Raw genomic sequence first — 20,619 nt, forward strand, 5'->3', positions numbered from 1 at the left:
GTCCTTCGGGACGGTCAGACTGGCGGTCACCTCACGAACGCCGGCATCGAGTCCCAGCCACGGACCGTGGAAGTCGGTGACAAGGCCGCGTTGTCCAAGTCGACCTCCCATTCCGGGAAGCGCTTCAGGATCTCCTCCAGCGCAATCCGTCCCTCAAGGCGCGCGAGCGCCGAGCCGAGGCAGAAATGGGTGCCCACACTGAACGCCAAATGCTGGCGTGGTTCGCGGTGGATGTCGAAAACCTCGCCGTCCGGCGGGAATTGGCGACTGTCGCGGACCGCCGCGCCGATGAGCATCATCATGACACTCCCCTCCGGCACCGTCTGGCCGTAGTACTCGACGTCGCGGGTGACGTAGCGGGCGACGTGCGGTGCGGGCGGCTCGTAGCGCAACAGCTCCTCGATGGCCTGCGGGATGAGGGCCGGGCTCTCGACGAGTTGGCGCCGCTGGTCGGGATGCTCGGCCAGAACCTTTGCGGCCCAGCCGATCAGCCGGGTGGTGGTTTCGTTGCCCGCACCCGCCACGACATTGATGTAGATGAGCAATTCCTCGCGGGTGAGGTGACGCGTCACGCCGTGCTCGTCGGTGAACTCGACATTGAGGAGCTCGGTCATGATGTCGTCGGACGGGTTGTTCTTGCGCCAGTCGATGTACGTCTCGAAGATGGACCCGTCGACCAGCCCCTCCTTGGCCGCCTTCATGGGCTTGCCCGCCTCGGTGCGCAACTGTTCGTTGGCATGGTCGCGGATCATCTCCTGGTCATCTTCCGGAATGCCCAGCAGCGCGCTGATAACCCGCATCGGCATGACGGCGCCGAAGTCGGTGATGAAGTCGAACTTTCCGGCCCCCACGAGCGGATCGAGCGACTGTGCGCAGAACTCCCGGATCTTGGGTTCGAGCGCGTTGATCTTGCGGGGCGTGAACATCCGCGACAACAACTTCCGGTGGGTCGTGTGGATCGGTGGATCCTCGAATATCAGCGCCCCCGACGGGATGTCGATGTTGGCCTTGATCAACTCGATGATCGCGCCGCGTGCCGAGCTGAAGGTCTCATGGTCGATGAGCGCTTTGTTGACGTCGGCGAAGCGGCTCAGCGCATAGAAGTCGTGCTGCTCGTTGTAGTACAGCGGCGCTTCTTCGCGCAGTCGCGCGAACGTCGGGTACGGGTTGGCGTTGATTTCGACGTCGTAGGGGTCGAAGTACACGTTCTGCGTGGCGCTGACTGTCACGAAAATCCGCCTCTCTGTGTCCGAGAGCGGAGTTTACACACGGATGGTTATGCGCGTAAGTGACTCGGCGGATCAATGTTGGCGAGGCCGGAATCTAAGTGGAATCGCGCACGATGAGCGTTGCCACGCCGGCGCTGCTGGGTTCCTGATCAGTGGGGTAGCCCAGCTCCGACATCATCGCCGCGACCGCGACGTCGACGATTGCCTTGGCGTCGAACGACACCGACGTGAGCGGTGGCGCACTGACCGCGCCCAGTTCGATGGCGTTCACGCCCATCACCGCCATATCTTGTGGACACCGCAACCCGGCACGACGGAGCCCGTGCAGCACGACGAAGGCCGTCTCGTCACTTTGCGCGCAGATCGCGGTCACGCCGTCGGCGGCCCAGCCCGAAACGATCTCGGCGGCATTGGAACCGTCGGCGGCGAAGCTGGCCACACCGATCTCCGGCAGCCCTCGGCGCTGCGCGGCTGCGCGCAAACCCACCAGCCAGTAGTCGCCGAGGGGCCGCAGTTCCTCGTCGGTCGTGTAGGCGAACGCGAGCCGGGTGTGTCCCCGTGACGCCAGGTGTTCGACGCGCATCTCACCGATGCTGCGATCCAACGCGCCGATCGCGTGCAACTGCGAGCTGCCGAGGTGAATCTGCGGTATCCCCGACGCGGTGGCCGCCGCCAGTGCGTTGCCGGTCAACGGGAACGTGCTGGTGATGGCCACCGGGTTGAGGTCGGCGATGGCGTCGACGACGTTGCGGTCATCGTCGGTCTCGAACTGAAGGGACAACACGATGCCGTGCCGGGCGAGCGCGGTGGTGAGACGGCTACCGACTTCGATCGGCAGGTTGCCCAATGAGAGCCGGCCGACGATGTAGAGCACCACGCCGCTGCCGCCGACCGCGAGGTTGCGGGCGGCGAGGTTGGGCCGATAACCGAGCTGGGCCGCGGCGTTGCGTACCGCGGCCTGGGTCTGCTCTGAGATACGTTGCCCTTCAACGTTGTTGAGCACATAGCTGACGGTCGCGGTCGACACGTTGGCAAGTCTGGCGACGTCGGCCTTCGTCGGTCGACCTTTGGTGGTGCTCACGGTGCCATCGTGGCACGTCGCTCGTCGGTCGCGGGTTCCACACCGGGCAACGGGCGCGCCGCACTTTCGCGCAGCGTGAGTACGGTGGCGACCGAGACGATCGCGGCGGCGATCAGATAGAGCGCGGGCGCAAGATGATTGCCGGTCGCGGCCGTCAGCCAGGTGACGACGTACGGTGTGGTGCCGCCGAACGCCGCGACGGCGATGTTGTAGCCGATCGAGAAGCCGCTGTAGCGGACCCGGGTCGCGAACAGTTCAACCCCGGCCGTCACCGCCGTCGCCACGTACACGGATTCGATCGCGGCCAGCAGGCAGTGCCCGACGATCGCCGCCACGACCGAGCCCGAATTCATCAGCAGGAACAGCGGATACGCGAACACCGTGAAGCCGACCGAACCGGCGATCAGCAGCGGCTTGCGCCCGATGCGGTCCGACAGCGCCGCGAGCGGCAAGATCAGAATGAGCGCGGTCAGGCTGGCGAGCGTGATCGAGACGAACGACTCGGTCTTGCTGAACTGCAGGGTCTTGATGAAGTGGGTCGGCACGAACGTGAACACGACGTAGTAGCCGACGTTGAAGACGATGAACATGCCGATGACTTGGAGTATCGGCTTGCGTGCAGTCCGGACCGCTTCGCGCAGTGGGGATTTGGCGACCCGGTCCGATTTGTCGAGTTTGGTGAACTCCGGGGTGTCGTCGAGTCGCAGCCGGATGTAGAGGCCGACCAATCCGAGCGGTGCGGCGATCAGGAACGGGATTCGCCATCCGTAGCTGTCCATGGCCTCGGGTGACAGTGACGCCGCCAGCAGCGTGACGGTGATCGAGCCGAGCAGGAAACCGAGCACACCCGACCATGCGATGAACGTGACCGTGAGGCCGCGTCGGCGTTCCGTGGCGTACTCGGCGAGATAGACTGCGCCACCGCCATATTCACCGCCGGCCGAGAATCCCTGCAGGCAGCGCAGCAGCAACAGCAGCAGTGGCGCGGCGACACCGATCGTGGCGTAGCTGGGCAGCAGGCCGATGCCGAGCGTGGCCGCCGACATCAGCAGGATGACCACGGCCAGCACGCGCTGGCGGCCCAGGCGATCGCCGAGCGGGCCGAACACGAATCCGCCGAGCGGGCGCATGAAGAACGCCGCGGCGAAGATCGCGAACGTGTTCAGCAGAGCGGCCGTCTCGTTGCCGGTCGGGAAGAAGTTGGCGGCGATGTACGTCGCCAGAAAGCCGTAGATGGCGAAGTCGAACCATTCCACGGCGTTGCCGATGGATGCGCCCGTGATGGCCTTGCGGACCGCGGCCTCGTTCCCGGTGGCTGTCACAGAAACCCGCCTCTCGTGATGCGAGAAGGGAGTTTACCGGTTTGGTTATGCGCGTAAGCGGCTTCGGGCGGTTGACTTGTGGCGCCACTGTCACGCTGGAGTGGCATTCGGCTTCGACAGCCACTCCAGCGTGACAAACGTGGGCAATCCTGGGCGCGGGCGCCGGTCAGACCGCCGCGAGCGTCTCCGCGGTGAGGAGCGCCTGGGCGACACCCGAGACGATCGACGCCAGGCGAATGGCCTCGAAGATCGTCGATCGGGACACCTCGGCGTCGCGCAGCACGGTCTCGTGTGCGGCCAGGCAATGCCCGCAGCCGTTGATCGCCGACACCGCGAGCGACCACAGCTCGAAATCGGCCTTCTCGACGCCGGGATTGGCGATGATGTTCATCCGCAGACCGGCCCGCAGATCGTCGTAGCGACCGTCCAACTGGCCCTTGGTGCGGTAGAAGACGTTGTTCATCCCCATGATCGAGGCCGCGCCGAGTGCGGCGTGGTAGGCCTCCGCGCTGAGCACGTCGAGTGCGTCCTCGGAGATCTCGCGCAGCAACTGCTGGGACTTGGTCGCGGCGGCCGTCGCCACCAACGCACCCCACAGCTGCTGTTCGGTCAGCTCGGTCGACTTGACGATGCTGCCGAAGTTGAGCTTGAGATCCTTCGCGTACTCCGGGAGCGCTTCTTTGATGTTGTCGATGCTCATCGTCAGACCGCCTCGGCCAGAAGCTCGCCGGCCTTGATCGTCGGATCGCCCTTCTTCCAGTTGCACGCGCACAGCTCGTCGGACTGCAGAGCGTCGAGTACACGCAGCACCTCGTCGACGTTGCGGCCCACCGAACCGGCCGTCACGGACACGAACTGCACCTCGTTGTTGGGGTCGACGATGAAGGTCGCCCGGTCGGCGACGCCGTCGGCATTGAGAACGCCGGTCGCAAGCGCGAGTTCACGCTTGAGATCCGAAGCCATCGGGAAGGGCAGCTTCTTGAGGTCCCCATGCTGAGCGCGCCACTGGAAATGCACGAACTCGTTGTCGATCGACACACCGATGACCTTGGCGTCGCGGTCCTCGAAGTCGTCGTTCAGCTTGCCGAACGCGGCGATCTCCGTCGGGCACACGAACGTGAAGTCCTTGGGCCAGAAGAAGATGATGCGCCACTTGCCGTCGTGGTCCTTGTCGGTCACGCGGGTGAAGTAGTCGTCGGGCTGCTTGGCGTCGACCTCGGAGAGATCCCCACCGATGACGGCGGTCAGGTCATATTCCGGAAACTGAGCACCAATCGACAAAATTGCCATCGCAACATATCCCATCGTCTCGATTTTCTGGAATCATTCCAGAATTTACGATCTTGATTCTGGCTGGTGAAGGGCGGTTGTGGCAACCGAATAGAGCCGTGATTGTCCGCACAAACCGATCAGCGTGCGCTCGGCGTCACGACGCGAACCGTGATGTCGCCGGAGACGACGAGATCAGGGAGCGAGCCGGGACACAAGCTCGTCGAAAATGTTCATACCGGTGTCATTGTCGCCGCTGTCGAATGCCGGACACCGGCGCGAGCGGGTAGAACTGGCATGGGTGAACGCAGGGAAGGCGGATCAGTTGGGGCGGCTTTGCTGGTGGGTCAGCCTGGCGTGTTGTGCGGTCCTGCTGGCGGGGTGCGGCAGCGGCACAGTGGTTCAGGGTAAAGCGACCTCGATGTTGTTCGATCCCAACCGTGTCGGCGGATTGCCGGTGACCGAGGGCCACAGCGGGGTCCGTCCCGCTGCGCCGGCGCCGGCCCGTAGCGCCGAGAACACCGACGGGGGCCAGATCGACAATCTGGCTCTGCTCGCGATCGACGACATCGAAGACTTCTGGTCGCAGAACTACGGAGGCGGCTCGCTGTTCGGCGAGTTCACGCCCGTCGAGCGCCTGGTGTCGTTCAACTCCGATCAAGAGCCGGGGCTGGAGATCTGCGGCCAGAACACGTTGGGGCTGACGAATGCGTTCTATTGCACGAACGCCGACGTGATGGCGTGGGACCGCGGTGTGGCCATCCCGGTCGCGGCACAGTATTTCGGCCAGATGGGCGTCGTCGGCGTGATGGCCCACGAGTACGGCCACGCCGTTCAGCACCAGGCCAGACTCGTCGACCCCTCGACGCCCGTGCTGGTGTCCGAGCAGCAGGCCGACTGCTTCGCGGGGGTGTATCTGCGCTGGGTCGCGGCGGGGAACTCACCGCGCTTCGAGTTGAGCACCGGCGACGGACTCAACCACGTGCTCGCGGGCCTGATCTACATCCGCGACCCGTTGATGACGCAACTCAACGCGGTCATGACCGGCAACGAACACGGGTCGGCACTCGACCGCGTCAGCGCGTTCCAGATCGGGTTCAGCGGCAACGTCGACCAATGCGCGGCGATCGACATGACCGAGATCAAGAAGCGGCGCGGAGACCTCCCGAAGTTCCTCGACTCGGAGTTCTTCGGCCAGACGCAGTCCGGCAACACCACGATCACCACCGACCTGCTCACCGATCTGATGGAGGTGCTCGGGCAGATCTATGCTCCGGCCACTCCGCCGAAGCTGAGCACCGAACCCGCCGAATGCCCCGACGCCAAACCCTCGCCGCCGGCGTCGTACTGCCCGTCGACCAACACCATCACGGTGGATCCGCCTGGCCTGAAAGCCCTCGGCGAGGCCAAGAACGAAAACGACGAACAGGAACTGCTGCAGGGTGACAACACCGCGATATCGGTGCTGACGTCGCGCTATGCGCTCGCCGTACAGCACCAGAAAGGGCTCGCGATCGATACGCCGGTGTCGGCCATGCGCACCGGATGTCTGACGGGCGTGGCGCAGGCCAGGATGGCCGAACCCGACCAGGCGATCCGGCTGTCCGCCGGCGACACCGACGAGGCGATCAGCGGCCTGCTCACCAATGGGCTGGCCGCCAGTGATGTCAACGGCGCGCTCCTGGGTGCCGGGTTCAGCCGGATCCTCGCGTATCGGTCCGGCCTGCAAGGTGACGACGCCCAGTGCTACCAGCGGTTCCCGTGAGCGCGGCGGAGGAGAAACGATGAGCGGTCCCGAGCAGCCCTGGTGGGTCAGGCCGGGCGGCGCACCGCCGCCAGGCGCCCCGGCGGATCGCCCGCCGGCGTGGCAACCGCCGCGACCAGCCGGCCACCGACCGCAGCACGCCGCACCGCGGCCCGCCCCTCGGCCGCCTGCGCCGGTCCCTCCCCCACCGCAGCACCCGGTTCGCACGCCGCCGCGCGGCCGTTCGCGTCGCTGGCTCATCGCCGGGGCCGCGGTAGGCGCAGTCGTGCTCGTCGCCGTCGGGCTGGCGGTCTGGCAGTTGGGCGAGTCGAGCGGTACGCGCCTCGACGTCCGACAAGCGGAAGCCGGCGTCGCCGAGATCCTGTCGAACCCGATCCACGGGTACGGGGCCAACGACGTGGCAGCCGTCGCGTGCAACAACGGCCGCAACCCGGAAGTGAAGGTCGGCGCCACCTTCACGTGCGCGGTGGACATCAACGCCACCGTGCGGCAGGTGACCGTCGAATTCACCGACGACAGCGGCACCTATGCCGTTGACGGGCCGCGATAGCGCCTCAATCTGTAATCAAGATCACAAATACGCCGAGGCAGTGACAACTGTCATGCCGCTCCGGTTCCTTGGATACTTAGCACCACTACTAGTGTCTGTGCTATGGGTCGGGATGCCTTGGGTAACACTGCCGTTGAGTCCAGCATTGAGGACTATGTCAATGCCGACGGCACCATCGTGGTGCCCGACGGCGTGACGCTGACGTCGTTCCTGGATCGGAATCGCGCGAGGTTCGGCGATGCACCGTCGTACCGCTTCGTGGATTACTCGACCGATCCCGACGGGCGCGTGATCGAGCTCAGCTGGAACGGACTGTGGTCGCAGGTGTGCTCGGTGGGTGCACGCCTGCAGCAGGTCACCTCTCCCGGCGACCGGGTGGCGATTCTCGCGCCGCAGGGCGTCGATTACGTGTCGGCGTTCTTCGCCGCCGTGCACGCCGGAAACGTCGCCGTCCCGCTGTTCGCGCCGAGCCTTGCCGGCCATGCCGAACGGCTGGCCGCCGTGCTCGCCGACGCCAAGCCGACCGTGGTGTTGACGACGACCGCCGCGTCGGAGTCGGTCCGCAATTTCCTGCGCACCCTGCCCGCTGCGGAGCGGCCACGCATGATCGCGGTGGACGCGGTTCCGGATTCACTCGCACCGATGTTCACCGAGGTCGCCCGCGACACCGACGACATCGCCTATCTGCAGTACACATCGGGTTCGACCCGTACCCCGGCCGGCGTGGAGATCACCCACCGCAATGTGTGCACCAACGTGATCCAGATGATTCTCGCCGGCGACCTCGAGATGGGCATCCGCGGCGTGAGCTGGCTGCCGCTGTATCACGACATGGGCTTGATCATGATCATGTTCCCGGCACTGTGCGGCAACCACATCACCCTGATGGACCCCATGGCGTTCGTGCGCAGGCCCTACCGCTGGATCAAACGCCTCGCCGAGGAGGCCGCGACCGGGCCGACCCTGGCCGCGGCGCCGAACTTCGCATTCGAACTGTGCGCACAACGCGGGCTGCCCCCGAAGGGCGAGTCGATCGACTTGAGCAATGTCGTCACGCTGCTCAACGGGTCCGAACCGGTGACCATGTCCTCGATCGAGGAGTTCACGACCGCGTTCGCCCCATACGGGCTGCCCGCGACGACCGTCAAACCGTCCTACGGCATGGCCGAGGCCACGCTGTCGGTGGCCAGCATCGCCCCGCACGAGACCGCCAGCGTCATCTACCTGGATCGCGAGCAGCTCAACGCCGGGCAGGCCATCATCGTCGACGCGAGCGCCGAGGGTGCGGTCGCGCACGTGTCGTGCGGCCGCGCGATCCCCAACCAATGGGTCGTGATCGCCGGGCCCGATGGCGACGAGATGGCCGACGGCACGGTCGGAGAGATCTGGCTGCACGGCAACAACGTCGGCCGCGGCTACTTCGGCCGCCCCGATGAGTCACAGCGAGTGTTCGGTAACAAGCTGCAGACCCGCCTCGAGACGGGCAGCCACGCCGAAGGCGTCGGCGACGACGGATTGTGGTTGGCCACCGGCGATCTGGGTGTCTACGTCGACGGCGACCTGTACGTGACCGGCCGGATCAAAGACATGATCATCATCGACGGCCGCAACCACTACCCCACCGACATCGAGACCACGGTCAGCCTGTCATCGCGTGCGGTGCGCTCGGGATACGTCGCGGCCTTCTCGGTACCCGGCGAGCGCGGTGAGCAACTAGTGGTCGTCGCCGAGCGCGCGGCGGGCGCGGGCCGCGCCGAGCCCGGGCCGATCGTCGACGCGATCCGGTCCGCGGTGTCGCGTCAACACCAGGTACGGGTCGCCGACGTGCGGATGGTCGCGGCCGGTGTCATCCCGCGCACCACGAGCGGGAAACTCGCGCGCAACGCGTGCCGGAACGAGTATCTGGCCGGCGAGTTCGACCGGTAGGTTTTTGGGCCGGGTCGACGGCCATCCCGACTCGGCCGATCGGGAAAACACCGGGTTGCCGCGACCGATGCCGCATTCGTGCCGCACACTCCTTGACGTGACGATGCAGCAACGGCGCCTCGACAATTGGGAACACCGCGCCGAGTGGCCGCTTGCGGCGGTGGCCGCGGTGTTCTTGGCGGCGTACACGATCGAGGTCCTCGTTCAGCCCCACGGGCTGGCCGCTCGTGCCATCAACATGGCGACTCTCCTCACGTGGGCGGTGTTCACCGCCGACTACGTCGCCAGGCTCTACCTGGCGCCCGACCGCAAGCAATGGTTCGTGACGCACCTGTTCGACCTCATGATCGTCCTGTTGCCGTTGCTGCGGCCGCTGCGGCTGTTGCGTCTCATCGTGCTCATCAGCGTGCTGCAGAAAGCCGTCGGCAACGCCATCCGCGGCAAGGTCGTCCTGTACACGATCTCGGGCGCGGTCCTACTTGTGTACGTTGCATCGCTGGCCGTCCTGCAGGCCGAGCGCGGGGCACCCGACGCCCACATCACCGACTTCGGTGACGCGGTCTGGTGGGCGATCACGACGATCACGACGGTCGGCTACGGCGACATGTATCCGGTCACGACGACGGGTCGAGTCATCGCGGCGCTGTTGATGATCGGTGGGATCAGCCTGGTCGGCTCGATCACCGCGACGATCGCGTCGTGGATCGTGCAGAGTGTCACGGTCGACGAAACCGCCACCGCCGCGGCCACAGCCGCCCACATCAATCAGCTCCGAGCCGAGATCGCGTCACTGCGGGAGGAATTGCGGGGCGCGCCGGTCATCGACGGCTCCGGACACCAGTACCGGTCTTGAAAACCTGATATCGCATGCGATATCGCGTTTGCGAGGCACATGCGACTTGAGTGCGCGAGGGGGGACTCGAACCCCCACGCCCTAGGGCAATGGAACCTAAATCCATCTCGTCTGCCAGTTCCGACACTCGCGCGCAAGCCCGTCAAGCTTAGCGTCCCACCGCGCTGCCTGACCTGTCGGTGTCTCTGGTTAACGTCAGCACACCAGCATCCGCCGAAAGGAGGCGTTATGCGGTCTGCCGGCGAGTTCCAGGAAGTCCAGCGACTGATCGAAGCCGGAATGAACGACTCTGCGATTGCTCGACGTACTGGAATACCGCGTCCAACTGTGCAGTATTGGCGCCGACGCCCGCCGAACCGACTACGACTACCGAGTGCGGCGTCTCCCTGCGGCGTCGACCATGATCCAGCTGTGCTCCCGCGGCGTGAATATGCCTACCTGCTTGGCCTGTATTTGGGCGACGGGTGTGTCTCGCAACATCCACGGGCATATCGACTCAGGGTCACACTCGACCAGAAGTACCCAGGAATCATCGATAGCTGCCGCGCGGCCATCGAGACCCTGATGCCCGGTCAACGTGCGTCAGTTGAGCGGCAACCGACCGCATGCGTCGTAGTCTCGCTTTATAGCAAGCACTGGCCGTGCTTGCTTCCGCAGCACGGTCCAGGCAAAAAGCACACGAGACCAATACGGCTTGAACCTTGGCAGAAAGCCCTTGTCAAAGAAGCCACCGAGGAGTTTGTCCGCGGATTGATCCACAGTGACGGTTGCCGTGTGGTCGCCGACGATCGGGGCGTCAAGAGCATTCGCTATCACTTCTCCAATCGATCCGACGACATCCGCGGCCTGTATTGCGAGGCACTCGATGAGCTTGGAATTCCGTGGACCCGCCCCAGCAGGTACGACGTCGCCGTGTATCGCAAGGCAGCGACCGCTCGCCTCGACGAGTTCATCGGTCCCAAAGTCTGAGCGCACGGGAGCAACCCAAGCACCTCGCCGTACCATGGACGAATGTCCACTACACGCCGTAGGAGACCAGCGCTCATCCTGCTGGTGATCCTTGGCGCCGCCGGCTGCCTGGGGTTGGCGTGGTGGCAGTGGACCCGTTATGAGTCGGCGTCGGGCACGTTCCAGAATCTCGGCTATGCCCTGCAGTGGCCGATGTTCGCGGGCTTCTGCTTCTATGCGTATTACAAGTTCGTCCGGTATGAAGAGGCTCCGCCTGAGCGGCCCAAGAACGAGGTCACCGAGATTCCCGCCGGCCTGCTGCCCGAACGGCCCAAGCCCGCGACCCGCGACGAGAGCGACCGGACTCTCTCCGAGTACAACGCATACCTTGCCGAGCTGGCGAAGTCGGATGCCATGCCCGAGAAGAAAGACAGGGACCGATAGATGACGTCACCCGAATCCCCCGCCGAAGCCGAAGGCGAGGTCTCGACCCCCAAGGAGACCATCCGCAAGGCGCTGCTCGGCTACCGCGTGTTCGCCTGGGCGACTGGCCTGTGGCTCATCGCGCTCTGCTACGAGATGGTGCTCAAATACATCGTGCAGGTCGACAATCCGCCGGGCTGGATCGGCGTGGTGCACGGCTGGGTGTACTTCATCTACCTGATGTTCACGGCCAACCTCGCAGTCAAGATCCGCTGGCCCATCGGTAAGACGATCGGCGTCCTGTTGTCGGGCACGATCCCGTTCCTCGGCATCATCGTCGAGCATTTCAACACCCGAGACATCAAGCAGCGCTTCGGTCTGTAACCCGCCGAAGGTTGGCTTGTGTTCAAGATTCGGCCGAAAAGTCGATCACAACCTCACACTCGACGGGCAGCCAACTCCCGCAGCGCGGGCACCAGCAAGGCGAGCGCACGTCCACGATGTGAGGCCGCGTCCTTCTCGGCGGGCGTGAGCTCGGCCGCGGTACGTGTCGACCCTTCCGGCAGGAACACTGGGTCGTAGCCGAAGCCGCCGTCACCGCGGGGCTCGCGGGTGACCGTCCCGGGCCACTCCCCCCGCACCACCGTGGAGCCGGCCGCGGACACCAGCGCGCATGCCGACACAAATGCCGCGCCCCGCCGCTCGGAAGGCACATCGGACAGCTGCGCGAGCAGTAGCCGAGTGTTCGCCGCATCATCCCCGTGTACGCCGGACCACCGTGCCGACAGCACGCCGGGCATACCGTTCAACGCGTCGACCGAAATGCCGGAATCGTCTGCGACACAGGCTATTCCGGTTGCGGCATACCCGTCGCGCGCCTTTGCCTCCGCGTTCTGCTCGAACGTGGCGCCGGTTTCGGGCGCCTCGTCGAACGCCGCCACGTCGGCCAACGACAGGAGCTCAAGCCCGGACACCCCGGCGGCGTCGAGCACGCGTCGCAGCTCGGCCAGCTTCTTGGGATTGCGGCTGGCGACCAGTAGCTGAGTCACCGCGATATCAGCTTCCGAAGGCCTTCTTCGGCGCCGGGCCTTCAGGCAGCACGCCCGGATACGGCTGCTCGAGCGCCTCGCGCTGAAGCACGAAGAGCTGCTCGCAGGCACCGAGCGCGGCATCCAGCAGCTTGTCGAGCGTCGAGCGCGGGAACGTCGCACCCTCGCCGGTGCCCTGGATCTCCACGAGCGTGCCGGTGTCGGTGGCGACGACGTTCATGTCCACCTCGGCGCGGGAGTCCTCGGTGTAGGGCAGGTCGACGCGTACGCGCCCGTCGACCACGCCGACGGACACCGCCGCGATGGCACACGACAGCGGCCGCGGGTCCGACAGCCGCCCGGCCGCCGACAGGTAGGTCACCGCATCGGCGAGCGCGACGTAGGCGCCGGTGATCGACGCGGTGCGGGTACCGCCGTCGGCCTGCAACACATCACAGTCGACGGCAATGGTGTTCTCCCCCAACGCCCCAAGGTCGATGCATGCGCGCAGGGACCGCCCGATCAGCCGGCTGATCTCCTGGGTGCGCCCGCCCACGCGACCTTTGACCGATTCGCGGTCCGAGCGGTCGTGGGTGGCGGCGGGCAACATGGCGTATTCGGCGGTGAGCCAGCCCTGCCCCGACCCCTTGCGCCAGCGCGGTACCCCCTCGGTGACCGATGCCGTGCACATCACCCGGGTCTGGCCGAACTCGACCAATACCGACCCGGCCGGATGTGTGGTGAAGCCGCGGGTGATGACCACCGGACGCAGCTCGTCATCGAGCCGCCCATCTTCTCGTCTGGACACGCGCCAACCCTATCGGGTCGGTACGACGTTCCCTCTCAGACACCGCCCCGAGTGACATCGAAGACCTCGCCGCACACCACCGCGTGCACCGGGCCGTCGAACTCCGCCTTGGCTTCGCTGATGACGTCCTCGCGTGAGGTCCACGGCGGAATGTGGGTGAGCAGCAACTCACCTACCCCGGCAGCGGCGGCCGCGCGGCCGGCCTCGGTACCGGAAAGGTGAAGCTTGGGTGGTCGCGATGGGTCGTGCGTCCACGACGCTTCGCACAGGAACAGGTCGGCGCCGCGCGCCAGGTCGACGAGCGCATCGCAGTACCCGGTGTCACCGCTGTAGACCAGGGTGGCCCCGGACGGATCGGTGAAGCGCATGCCGTAGGACTCGGTGGGGTGACACACCAGCCGCGGCGTCACGCTCAGTGTGCCGAGCTCGACGGTTTTGCCGTCTTCCCAGTGGCGAACTTCGAAGATGTCGGAGAAATCGTCGATTTCGTTGCCCTCGGGCGAGGATGCGGCGCCCAGCCGAGACCAGGTGTGTGCAGGCCCGTACATCAACCCGCGCTCGGTCGCCGGCATCGGGTGATACCGCCGCCACACGAACAAGCCGGGCAGATCCAGGCAGTGGTCGGCATGCAGATGCGACAGCAGGACGTTGACCGAATTGGGATCGGCATAGCGCTGCAGCGCACCGAGCACACCGCCGCCGAAGTCGATAACCATCGGGATCGTGTCCGGTGCGGTGACGAGGTAGCCAGAAGCTGGCGAATCTGGGCCGACAACGCTGCCGGAGCATCCCAGTACGGTCAATCGCACAGTGTCTAGCTTGCCATGCTTGCTATGCACCTGGCCAAGACATGCCCGGTTTGGCGACAGAGATCATCTTCGGGCGCCGGCGTGACGCCGCACCGGGCGTACTCCGTCCAGGCTCGGGCCAAGGAACCGGGCCGCCAACGCGGTGAAAGCCTCGGGATCGCCCGTCGCCTCGAACACGCGCCGCGCGGGCCCGGTCTCGTGTGGCCGCAGCAGATCCAGCTCGGTCAATACCCGCAGCAGATCCTTCGCGGTCTCCTCGGCTGACGACACCAGAGTGACGTTGTCGCCCATGGCCAATTGGATGAGCCCCGACAGCATCGGGTAGTGCGTGCAGCCCAGCACCAGCGTGTCGACCTCGGCCCGCTGCAACGGCTCCAGATAGCCCTCCGCGAGCCCGAGGACCTGGCGCCCGCTCGTGACCCCGCGCTCGACGAAGTCGACGAACCGCGGACAGGCCACCCCGATCACCTCGGTGTCGCGCGCCGCGGTGAACGCGTCTTGGTATGCGCCCGACGCGATGGTCGCGGCGGTGCCGATGACGCCGATGCGCCCATTGCGGGTTGCGGCCACGGCCCGGCGCACCGCGGGCAGGATCACCTCGATCACCGGGACGGGCGAGTAGCGCTCACGCGCGTCCCGCAGGCATGCCGACGACGCGGTGTTGCAGGCGATCACCAAGGCCTTGACGCCACGCGACACCAGATCGTCGCCGATCGCGAGCGAATGGGCGCGGATTTCCGGGATGGTGAGCGGGCCGTAGGGCCCGTTGCCGGTGTCGCCGACGTAGACGATGTCCTCGTCGGGTAGTTGGTCGATGATGGCGCGGGCCACGGTGAGCCCGCCGACTCCGGAATCGAAGATGCCGATCGGCGCGAGTTGGTCGGTCATGAGTTCAGATACGGCTGGCTCCGTTTGCGTGCTTCGCGCGCCTTGCGTTCCGGCCCGGCCAGGAGGTAGGCCGCGACGACGCCTGCGATGGCTCCGCACAGATGCCCCTGCCAGGACACTCCGCCGCACGTGTTGAGTACCGGCACCGCACCCCACAGGATGCCGCCGTAGACGAACAGCACCACGATGCCGACGACGATCTGCCAGACGTGGCGGGTGAACCACCCGAACACCAGCAGGAAGGTCAGCCAGCCGAAGATCAGGCCCGAGGCACCGATGTGGTTGGTGGGCAGCGGGCAGCCACCGACGTCGCCGATCAGCCAGGTGCCGATCCCGCCGAAAATCCAGATGATCGCCGTCGCCCAGACGAACCGCGACATCCCGGCGAGGGTGACGAGAAATCCGAGCACCAGCGCGGGCACGGTGTTGGCGACGAGATGCTGCCAGTTGGCGTGCAGCAGCGGGGCGAACAGGATGCCCCACAACCCGTCGGTCTCCAGAGGGCGAATCCCGTTGCGGTCCAGGCGTCCCCCGGACAGCTGGTCGGCGAGTTCGATGACGTACAGCAGGGCGACGAAAGTCAGGATGGTGGCTCCGCCCACCTTCCACGCCGGCGGCTTCTTGTTCTTCGGCGTGGGGGCGGCGGGGAATCCGGCGGAGCCACTCAAGCCCATAGCTGCCCTTCCAACGCGTCCTCGGCGTCATCCAGGCTACCGGCGTATGCGCCGGTCGACAGATACTTCCAACCGGCGTCGGCCACCACGAACGCGATGTCGGCCCGTTCACCGGCCTTGACCGCCTTGGCGGCCATCCCCAACGCGGCGTGCAGCACGGCTCCGGTGGAGATACCGGCGAAGATGCCTTCGCGTGTCACCAGTTCCCGCGTGCGCCGCACCGCGTCGAACGACCCCACCGAGAACCGGGTGGTGAGCACGTCCGCGTCGTACAGCTCGGGGATGAACCCCTCGTCGATGTTGCGGAGCGCGTAAACGCCCTCGCCGTAGCGCGGTTCGGCGGCCACGATCTGCACGCCGGGCACGTGCTCGCGCAAGAACCGGCCGGTGCCCATCAGGGTTCCGGTGGTGCCGAGGCCCGCGACGAAGTGGGTGATCTCGGGCAGATCGGCGAAGAGTTCCGGGCCGGTGCCGTAGTAATGCGCGTCGGTGTTGGCGGGATTGCCGTACTGGTAGAGCATCACCCACGAAGGGTTTTCTGCGGCAAGCTCTTTCGCGGTCGCGACGGCGGTGTTGGATCCGCCCTCGGCCGGGCTGAAGATGATCCGGGCGCCGTAGAGCTCGAGGAGCTGGCGCCGCTCGATCGAGGTGTTCTCGGGCATCACGCAGATCATGTTGTAGCCCTTGAGCAGGGCCGCCATCGCGAGCGAGATGCCGGTGTTGCCGCTCGTGGGTTCCAGGATGGTGGCGCCCGGTGCCAGCAGGCCGTCGCGTTCGGCCTGCTCGATCATCCGCAGTGCGGGCCGGTCCTTGATCGACCCGGTTGGGTTGCGGTCCTCGAGCTTGGCCCACAGCCGGACGTGCGGCGTGCCGTCGTCGCCGTCGTCCCACCGCGGCGACAGGTTCTGCAGCCCCACCAGCGGGGTGTCGCCGAGGGCCTGCAGCAGCGAGTCGTAACGCGCCATCAGCTATCCACCGGCGACGGCGGGCAGGATCGTCACCGAGTCGCCGTCGGAGATCGCGGTGTCGAGGCCGCCGGAGAACCTCACGTCCTCGTCGTTGACGTAGATGTTGACGAAGCGGTGCAGCTTGCCGTTATCGACGAGGCGGTCGGAGATGCCGGAGTAGTTGTTCTCCAGGTCGGTGATCACGGCCTGCAGGGTGTCGCCGGAGGCGCTCACGCGCTTCTGCCCACCGGTGTGCGGGCGGAGGATCGTGGGGATCGAGACGGTAACTGTCACGGGTTGCTCCTTATTGGTACTGCTCAACGATATCGACGGGTTCTTCGGTGACGACACCGTCGACGATGCGGTAGCTGCGCAGCTCATGCTCGTCGGGGTCACGCGTGGAGATCAGCACGTAATGCGCGTCGGGCTCTTGCGCCAGGGAGATGTCGGTGCGGCTCGGGTACGCCTCGGTCGCGGTGTGTGAGTGATAGATGACGACGGGCACCTCGTCGGCATCGTCCATCGAGCGCCACACCTTGAGCTGTTCACCGGAATCGAACCGGTAGAACGTCGGCGATCGTTCGGCGTTGGCCATCGCGATGAACCGCTCGGGCCGGTCGGAGCCGTCGGCGCCTGCGATGACCCCGCAGGCTTCATCGGGGTGGTCGGCCCGGGCGTGCGCCACCATGGCCTCGACGAGGTCGCGGCGTATCACCAGCACCTGTTTTGCACCTTTCATTCGAACGCTCCGGGCAACATGTCACGGTAGGTCGGTATTCCGGCTACCGACTCGGCGGCCAGCAGCCCGACCACGACCGCTCGCGCCAGACAGTCCGCCGCGGCCGCGCCGACCTGCGTGACCAGCACCGTCTCGGGCGACATCGCGACCGGCGTCCTCGGATCCGGCGGCACCGTGATCGCGCCCGTGGCCAGCGCGAACACCGTATCCCCATCCAGCGGGGTGTGACACGGCCGGATGGTGCGCGCGAGCCCATCGTGCGCGGCCACGGCGACGCGCCGGCACGCGGCCGGGCTGAGCGCGGCATCGGTGGCCACCACCGCGATGGTGGTGTTGAGGGGACTGAGCTCGGAGCGCAGATCGGCGTATCCGGCCAGTTGGTCGGCCGGCGGCGCGATGAGCCCGAACTCCTCGACGTACTCGCTCATCCACGGCAGGCCGGTCGCCGGGTCGACCGCGTCGCCTGCCGCGTTGACCACCACGAGCGCGCCGACGGTCACGCCGGATTCCAGCGTCACGGACGCGGTGCCGACCCCGCCCTTGAGTACGCCCACCCGCGCTCCGACACCGGCGCCGACGGTGCCGAGGGCGAACGCGGTGCCCGCCGCCTCCGCCGCCGCCCGCCCGAACTCCGCGGTCGGCCGGCAACCCCAGCCGCCCACCGGAAGGTCGAAGATCACCGCGGACGGGACGATCGGCACGACGCCGCCGTCCATCGCGACACCGCGGCCCTGTTCCTCGAGCCACGTCATTACGCCGTCGGCGGCGGCAAGGCCGTAGGCACTGCCGCCGGTGAGAACCACCGCGTCCACGTGGCGGACGGTGTTGATCGGGTCGAGCAGATCGGTTTCCCGCGTCCCCGGCGCGCCGCCGCGGCCGTCGACCGCGCCGACGGTGCCGGGCGGGGCCAGCACGACCGTCGTGCCCGATGCCCATCCCGAGCCGAGTGCCGCGTCCGGGTCGAGCCGGTGATGGTGGCCGACCTGGATGCCGCCGACGTCGGTGATCGAACCCATCAGCACTGTCCGTTCTTCGCGCAAGCGCTCATTACTTCCCCATCAGGCCGAGCACCAGGTACTCCTGCAGAACCGTGAGCCACTGGTAAACGTCGAGATGCCCGGCCATCGGATGCTCCGGCGACAGCCGGTCCGGCCCGTCGGGTCCGATGTCGAGCATGGTGCCGAGCGCGAGACGAACGTCGTTGACCGCGCTCGCCCAGGCCTGCGCGTCGTCCTCACTCAGCTCGAACTTGCCGCCGCCGTCCGGCACGGTGTCGAGCAGGCGTTGGGCCGCTTCGCGTTTGGCGTCGATGATCGCGGGCTCGTGCAGGCCGCGCAGCGCGCTGTTGAGGCTTTCGGCGGTACCCGAGCCGGCCGGGTGCTCGGTCTGCGGCCGGTAGAAGTCTGGCAGCAGGCGCTTCATCGTGGCGTCCTGCGGCGGCTGCGGATTACCGGTCTTCATCCCGGTGATCGCTTCGAGTTCGTCTGTGGGGCCGGATGATTCGCGCTCGTCGAGCATGCCCACCAATGACCCGACCAGGCTCGACAGCAGCGCGGCCTCGTGCGCTGCGAGCGCCGACCGGAACCGCGGGCCGTTAGCGGTCTCGACCCGCTTCCATTTCCGCACCGGTGATCAGCGGTCCTGCTGCATGGTCGCCCACAGACCTGCCGCGTGAAGTTTGGAGACGTCGGTTTCCATCGACTCCCTGCTACCCGCGGACACCACGGCCTTGCCCTCGTTGTGCACCTGCAGCATGAGCTTGGTGGCATGCGGCTCGCTGTAGCCGAACAGCTTCTGGAAGACGTAGGTGACGTAGTTCATCAGATTGACCGGATCGTCCCAGACGATGGTCACCCACGGGTTTTCGGTGGACTCAACGGTGGCGACATCGGATTCCTCACGGGTTCCCGGTCGGGCCTTCGCCGGTGTAACCATGCGCCCACAATACCGGCGCGATCCGGTGATCTTAAATCAGCCGTCGTTGCTCTACGGTTGCACATGTGACGGTCGCGCTGCTCACCGACAAATACGAGCTGACCATGCTTGCCGCTGCGCTGCGCGACGGCACCGCACACCGGCAGACGACGTTCGAAGTGTTCGCGCGCCGGTTACCCGAGGGCCGGCGCTACGGCGTGGTCGCGGGCACCGACCGCTTCGTGGAAGCGTTGGCAGAGTTCAGGTTCGATCAGCCCTCGCTTGCGGCGCTCGCGGACTTCCTGGACGCCGAGAGCCTGGACTATCTGGCCGGCTACCGGTTCACCGGCGACGTCGAGGGCTACGCCGAGGGCGAGCTCTACTTCCCCGGCTCCCCCGTGCTGAGCGTGCACGGCACATTCGCCGAGTGTGTGGTGCTGGAGACGCTGGTGCTGTCAATCTTCAACCACGACACGGCGATCGCCTCGGCGGCGGCCCGCATGGCCAGCGCCGCGCAGGGCAGGCCGATGATCGAGATGGGCTCGCGGCGCACGCACGAGCAGGCTGCGGTGGCCGCCGCGCGTGCCGCCTACCTGGCCGGCTTCGCCGGGTCGTCGAATCTGGAGGCCCAGCGCCGCTACGGGGTACCGGCCATGGGTACCGCGGCGCACGCCTACACGCTGCTGCACACCACGGCAGCGGGGCCCGACGAACAGGCCGCGTTCCGCGGGCAGGTCGCTGCGCTCGGCGTCGACACGACACTGCTCGTCGACACCTATGACATCACCAGGGGCGTGGAGAACGCGATCGCCGCGGCCGGCCCCGAGCTCGGGGCGGTACGCATCGACTCCGGCGATCTGGGTGTGCTGGCCCGCCAGGTGCGCCAGCAGCTCGACGAGCTCGGCGCGACCAAGACCCGCATCGTGGTCTCCGGCGACCTCGACGAGTTCGCGATCGCCGCGCTGCGCGCCGAGCCCGTCGACAGTTACGGCGTCGGCACGTCGGTGGTGACCGGGTCGGGCGCCCCGACCGCGAGCATGGTCTACAAACTCGTCGAGGTCGACGGCATGCCCGTGGCCAAACGCAGCAGCCACAAGGAATCCCATGGCGGCCGCAAGCAGGCGCTGCGGCTGGCCAAAGCCTCGGGCACCATCGTCGAAGAAGTGGTGTATCCGCATGGGCAACCGCCGGAGCCGCAGCCCGGCCTGACGGCGCGGCAACTCAGCGTGCCTCTCGTGAAGGGCGGCAGGCCCGTCGACGACACCGACGCGGCCGACAAGCTGGCCGCCGCCCGCGACCGCGTGGCGGCCGGCCTGCACAGCCTGCCGTGGGACGGCCTCAAGCTCTCCCGCGGTGAGGCCGCCATTCCGACGCGCATGGTGCCGAGCGTCGTCGAACACCGCGGCGCAGACCGTTAGGAGCTGACCACGCCCGACTCTGTCACCA

At 66.7% G+C, this 20,619-nt stretch carries 25 protein-coding genes, 1 tRNA gene and 1 pseudogene; 9 read left to right on the top strand and 18 right to left on the bottom strand.

The features are described 5' to 3' along the window. Window positions 1-26 precede the first annotated feature (26 nt). From AWC31_RS08520 to AWC31_RS08540, 5 genes are all read right to left on the bottom strand, one after another. Window positions 27-1,229, bottom strand: a complete 1,203-nt coding sequence (locus AWC31_RS08520) for a cytochrome P450 (protein WP_085143820.1) — start codon at window positions 1,227-1,229, stop codon at window positions 27-29. Window positions 1,230-1,323: 94 nt separating this feature from the next. Further along, entirely contained in the window at window positions 1,324-2,310 is a 987-nt protein-coding gene (locus AWC31_RS08525; protein WP_085143821.1) for a LacI family DNA-binding transcriptional regulator, read from the bottom strand. Beyond that, on the bottom strand, window positions 2,307-3,632 hold the full coding sequence (locus AWC31_RS08530; protein ID WP_085143822.1) for an MFS transporter: 1,326 nt from the start codon (window positions 3,630-3,632) through the stop codon (window positions 2,307-2,309). The genes AWC31_RS08525 and AWC31_RS08530 overlap by 4 nt, the downstream gene beginning before the upstream one ends. A 166-nt stretch (window positions 3,633-3,798) precedes the next feature. Continuing rightward, the gene (gene ahpD, locus AWC31_RS08535; protein WP_067858115.1) at window positions 3,799-4,332 is read right to left on the bottom strand and encodes an alkyl hydroperoxide reductase AhpD; all 534 of its coding nucleotides are present in this window, start codon (window positions 4,330-4,332) and stop codon (window positions 3,799-3,801) included. 2 nt (window positions 4,333-4,334) lie between these two features. Continuing rightward, entirely contained in the window at window positions 4,335-4,922 is a 588-nt protein-coding gene (locus AWC31_RS08540; protein ID WP_085143874.1) for a peroxiredoxin, read from the bottom strand. 400 nt (window positions 4,923-5,322) lie between these two features. Here AWC31_RS08540 and AWC31_RS08545 point away from each other — a divergent pair, with 400 nt between their 5' ends. After that, a complete protein-coding gene (locus AWC31_RS08545) occupies window positions 5,323-6,666 on the top strand; it encodes a neutral zinc metallopeptidase (protein ID WP_234816769.1) in 1,344 nt (447 codons plus the stop codon). A 47-nt stretch (window positions 6,667-6,713) separates the two neighbouring features. On the opposite strand, the gene AWC31_RS37795 is transcribed toward AWC31_RS08545, so the two are convergent. Continuing rightward, window positions 6,714-6,854, bottom strand: coding sequence for a hypothetical protein (locus AWC31_RS37795; RefSeq protein WP_234816770.1), 141 nt, complete (start codon window positions 6,852-6,854; stop codon window positions 6,714-6,716). 77 nt (window positions 6,855-6,931) lie between these two features. Between AWC31_RS37795 and AWC31_RS37800 the strand changes: the two genes are divergently transcribed. From AWC31_RS37800 to AWC31_RS08560, 3 genes are all read left to right on the top strand, one after another. Then, a complete protein-coding gene (locus AWC31_RS37800; RefSeq protein ID WP_234791032.1) occupies window positions 6,932-7,216 on the top strand; it encodes a DUF4333 domain-containing protein in 285 nt (94 codons plus the stop codon). Window positions 7,217-7,318: 102 nt separating this feature from the next. Next, window positions 7,319-9,142, top strand: coding sequence for a fatty acyl-AMP ligase (locus AWC31_RS08555; protein WP_085143824.1), 1,824 nt, complete (start codon window positions 7,319-7,321; stop codon window positions 9,140-9,142). Between the two features lie 103 nt (window positions 9,143-9,245). Next, the gene (locus tag AWC31_RS08560; protein ID WP_067858229.1) at window positions 9,246-9,995 is read left to right on the top strand and encodes a potassium channel family protein; all 750 of its coding nucleotides are present in this window, start codon (window positions 9,246-9,248) and stop codon (window positions 9,993-9,995) included. Window positions 9,996-10,046: 51 nt separating this feature from the next. On the opposite strand, the gene AWC31_RS08565 is transcribed toward AWC31_RS08560, so the two are convergent. Next, window positions 10,047-10,128: transfer RNA gene (locus AWC31_RS08565), tRNA-Leu, on the bottom strand. 95 nt (window positions 10,129-10,223) lie between these two features. On the opposite strand from AWC31_RS08565, the pseudogene AWC31_RS38205 reads away from it, so the two are divergent. The 4 genes and pseudogenes from AWC31_RS38205 to AWC31_RS08580 all read left to right on the top strand — a co-directional run. After that, a pseudogene (locus AWC31_RS38205) lies at window positions 10,224-10,331 on the top strand (hypothetical protein); the annotation flags it as partial. A 438-nt stretch (window positions 10,332-10,769) separates the two neighbouring features. Then, window positions 10,770-10,964 (top strand): hypothetical protein, encoded by a 195-nt coding sequence (locus AWC31_RS37805; protein ID WP_234816771.1) that lies wholly within the window; start codon window positions 10,770-10,772, stop codon window positions 10,962-10,964. A gap of 42 nt (window positions 10,965-11,006) precedes the next feature. Next, entirely contained in the window at window positions 11,007-11,387 is a 381-nt protein-coding gene (locus AWC31_RS08575; RefSeq protein WP_067858127.1) for a hypothetical protein, read from the top strand. Then, window positions 11,388-11,750 (top strand): DUF3817 domain-containing protein, encoded by a 363-nt coding sequence (locus AWC31_RS08580; RefSeq protein ID WP_067858130.1) that lies wholly within the window; start codon window positions 11,388-11,390, stop codon window positions 11,748-11,750. It begins immediately after the preceding gene. Between the two features lie 53 nt (window positions 11,751-11,803). Here AWC31_RS08580 and rdgB read toward each other — a convergent pair whose 3' ends face one another. The 11 genes from rdgB to clpS all read right to left on the bottom strand — a co-directional run bounded on the left by rdgB (window position 11,804) and on the right by clpS (window position 19,194). Continuing rightward, on the bottom strand, window positions 11,804-12,415 hold the full coding sequence (gene rdgB, locus AWC31_RS08585; protein ID WP_085143826.1) for an RdgB/HAM1 family non-canonical purine NTP pyrophosphatase: 612 nt from the start codon (window positions 12,413-12,415) through the stop codon (window positions 11,804-11,806). Between the two features lie 7 nt (window positions 12,416-12,422). Continuing rightward, window positions 12,423-13,202: a ribonuclease PH gene (rph, locus tag AWC31_RS08590; RefSeq protein WP_085143827.1), complete on the bottom strand. Its 780-nt coding sequence runs from the start codon at window positions 13,200-13,202 to the stop codon at window positions 12,423-12,425. A gap of 35 nt (window positions 13,203-13,237) precedes the next feature. Next, window positions 13,238-14,011: a cyclic nucleotide-degrading phosphodiesterase gene (locus tag AWC31_RS08595; RefSeq protein ID WP_067858138.1), complete on the bottom strand. Its 774-nt coding sequence runs from the start codon at window positions 14,009-14,011 to the stop codon at window positions 13,238-13,240. Between the two features lie 63 nt (window positions 14,012-14,074). Next, window positions 14,075-14,899, bottom strand: coding sequence for a glutamate racemase (murI, locus tag AWC31_RS08600; RefSeq protein WP_085143828.1), 825 nt, complete (start codon window positions 14,897-14,899; stop codon window positions 14,075-14,077). Beyond that, window positions 14,896-15,573, bottom strand: a complete 678-nt coding sequence (locus tag AWC31_RS08605; RefSeq protein WP_085143829.1) for a rhomboid family intramembrane serine protease — start codon at window positions 15,571-15,573, stop codon at window positions 14,896-14,898. Before AWC31_RS08605 ends, murI begins: the two co-directional genes overlap by 4 nt. Continuing rightward, window positions 15,564-16,538 (bottom strand): cysteine synthase, encoded by a 975-nt coding sequence (locus tag AWC31_RS08610; protein WP_085143830.1) that lies wholly within the window; start codon window positions 16,536-16,538, stop codon window positions 15,564-15,566. Before AWC31_RS08610 ends, AWC31_RS08605 begins: the two co-directional genes overlap by 10 nt. A gap of 3 nt (window positions 16,539-16,541) precedes the next feature. Further along, window positions 16,542-16,814 (bottom strand): MoaD/ThiS family protein, encoded by a 273-nt coding sequence (locus tag AWC31_RS08615; RefSeq protein WP_067858149.1) that lies wholly within the window; start codon window positions 16,812-16,814, stop codon window positions 16,542-16,544. A gap of 10 nt (window positions 16,815-16,824) precedes the next feature. Then, a complete protein-coding gene (locus AWC31_RS08620; protein ID WP_067858152.1) occupies window positions 16,825-17,241 on the bottom strand; it encodes a M67 family metallopeptidase in 417 nt (138 codons plus the stop codon). A gap of 14 nt (window positions 17,242-17,255) precedes the next feature. Beyond that, complete coding sequence (locus AWC31_RS08625) at window positions 17,256-18,275, bottom strand: P1 family peptidase (protein WP_085143879.1); 1,020 nt, start codon at window positions 18,273-18,275, stop codon at window positions 17,256-17,258. A 31-nt stretch (window positions 18,276-18,306) separates the two neighbouring features. Beyond that, window positions 18,307-18,885 (bottom strand): oxidative stress transcriptional regulator AosR, encoded by a 579-nt coding sequence (aosR, locus tag AWC31_RS08630; protein WP_067858155.1) that lies wholly within the window; start codon window positions 18,883-18,885, stop codon window positions 18,307-18,309. A gap of 6 nt (window positions 18,886-18,891) precedes the next feature. Further along, window positions 18,892-19,194, bottom strand: a complete 303-nt coding sequence (gene clpS, locus AWC31_RS08635; protein ID WP_067858158.1) for an ATP-dependent Clp protease adapter ClpS — start codon at window positions 19,192-19,194, stop codon at window positions 18,892-18,894. Window positions 19,195-19,229: 35 nt separating this feature from the next. On the opposite strand from clpS, the gene AWC31_RS08640 reads away from it, so the two are divergent. Beyond that, the gene (locus tag AWC31_RS08640; protein WP_264052023.1) at window positions 19,230-20,591 is read left to right on the top strand and encodes a nicotinate phosphoribosyltransferase; all 1,362 of its coding nucleotides are present in this window, start codon (window positions 19,230-19,232) and stop codon (window positions 20,589-20,591) included. Window positions 20,592-20,619: the final 28 nt, after the last annotated feature.

The organism is Mycolicibacterium wolinskyi (assembly GCF_002101965.1).
GTDB lineage: Bacteria > Actinomycetota > Actinomycetes > Mycobacteriales > Mycobacteriaceae > Mycobacterium > Mycobacterium wolinskyi.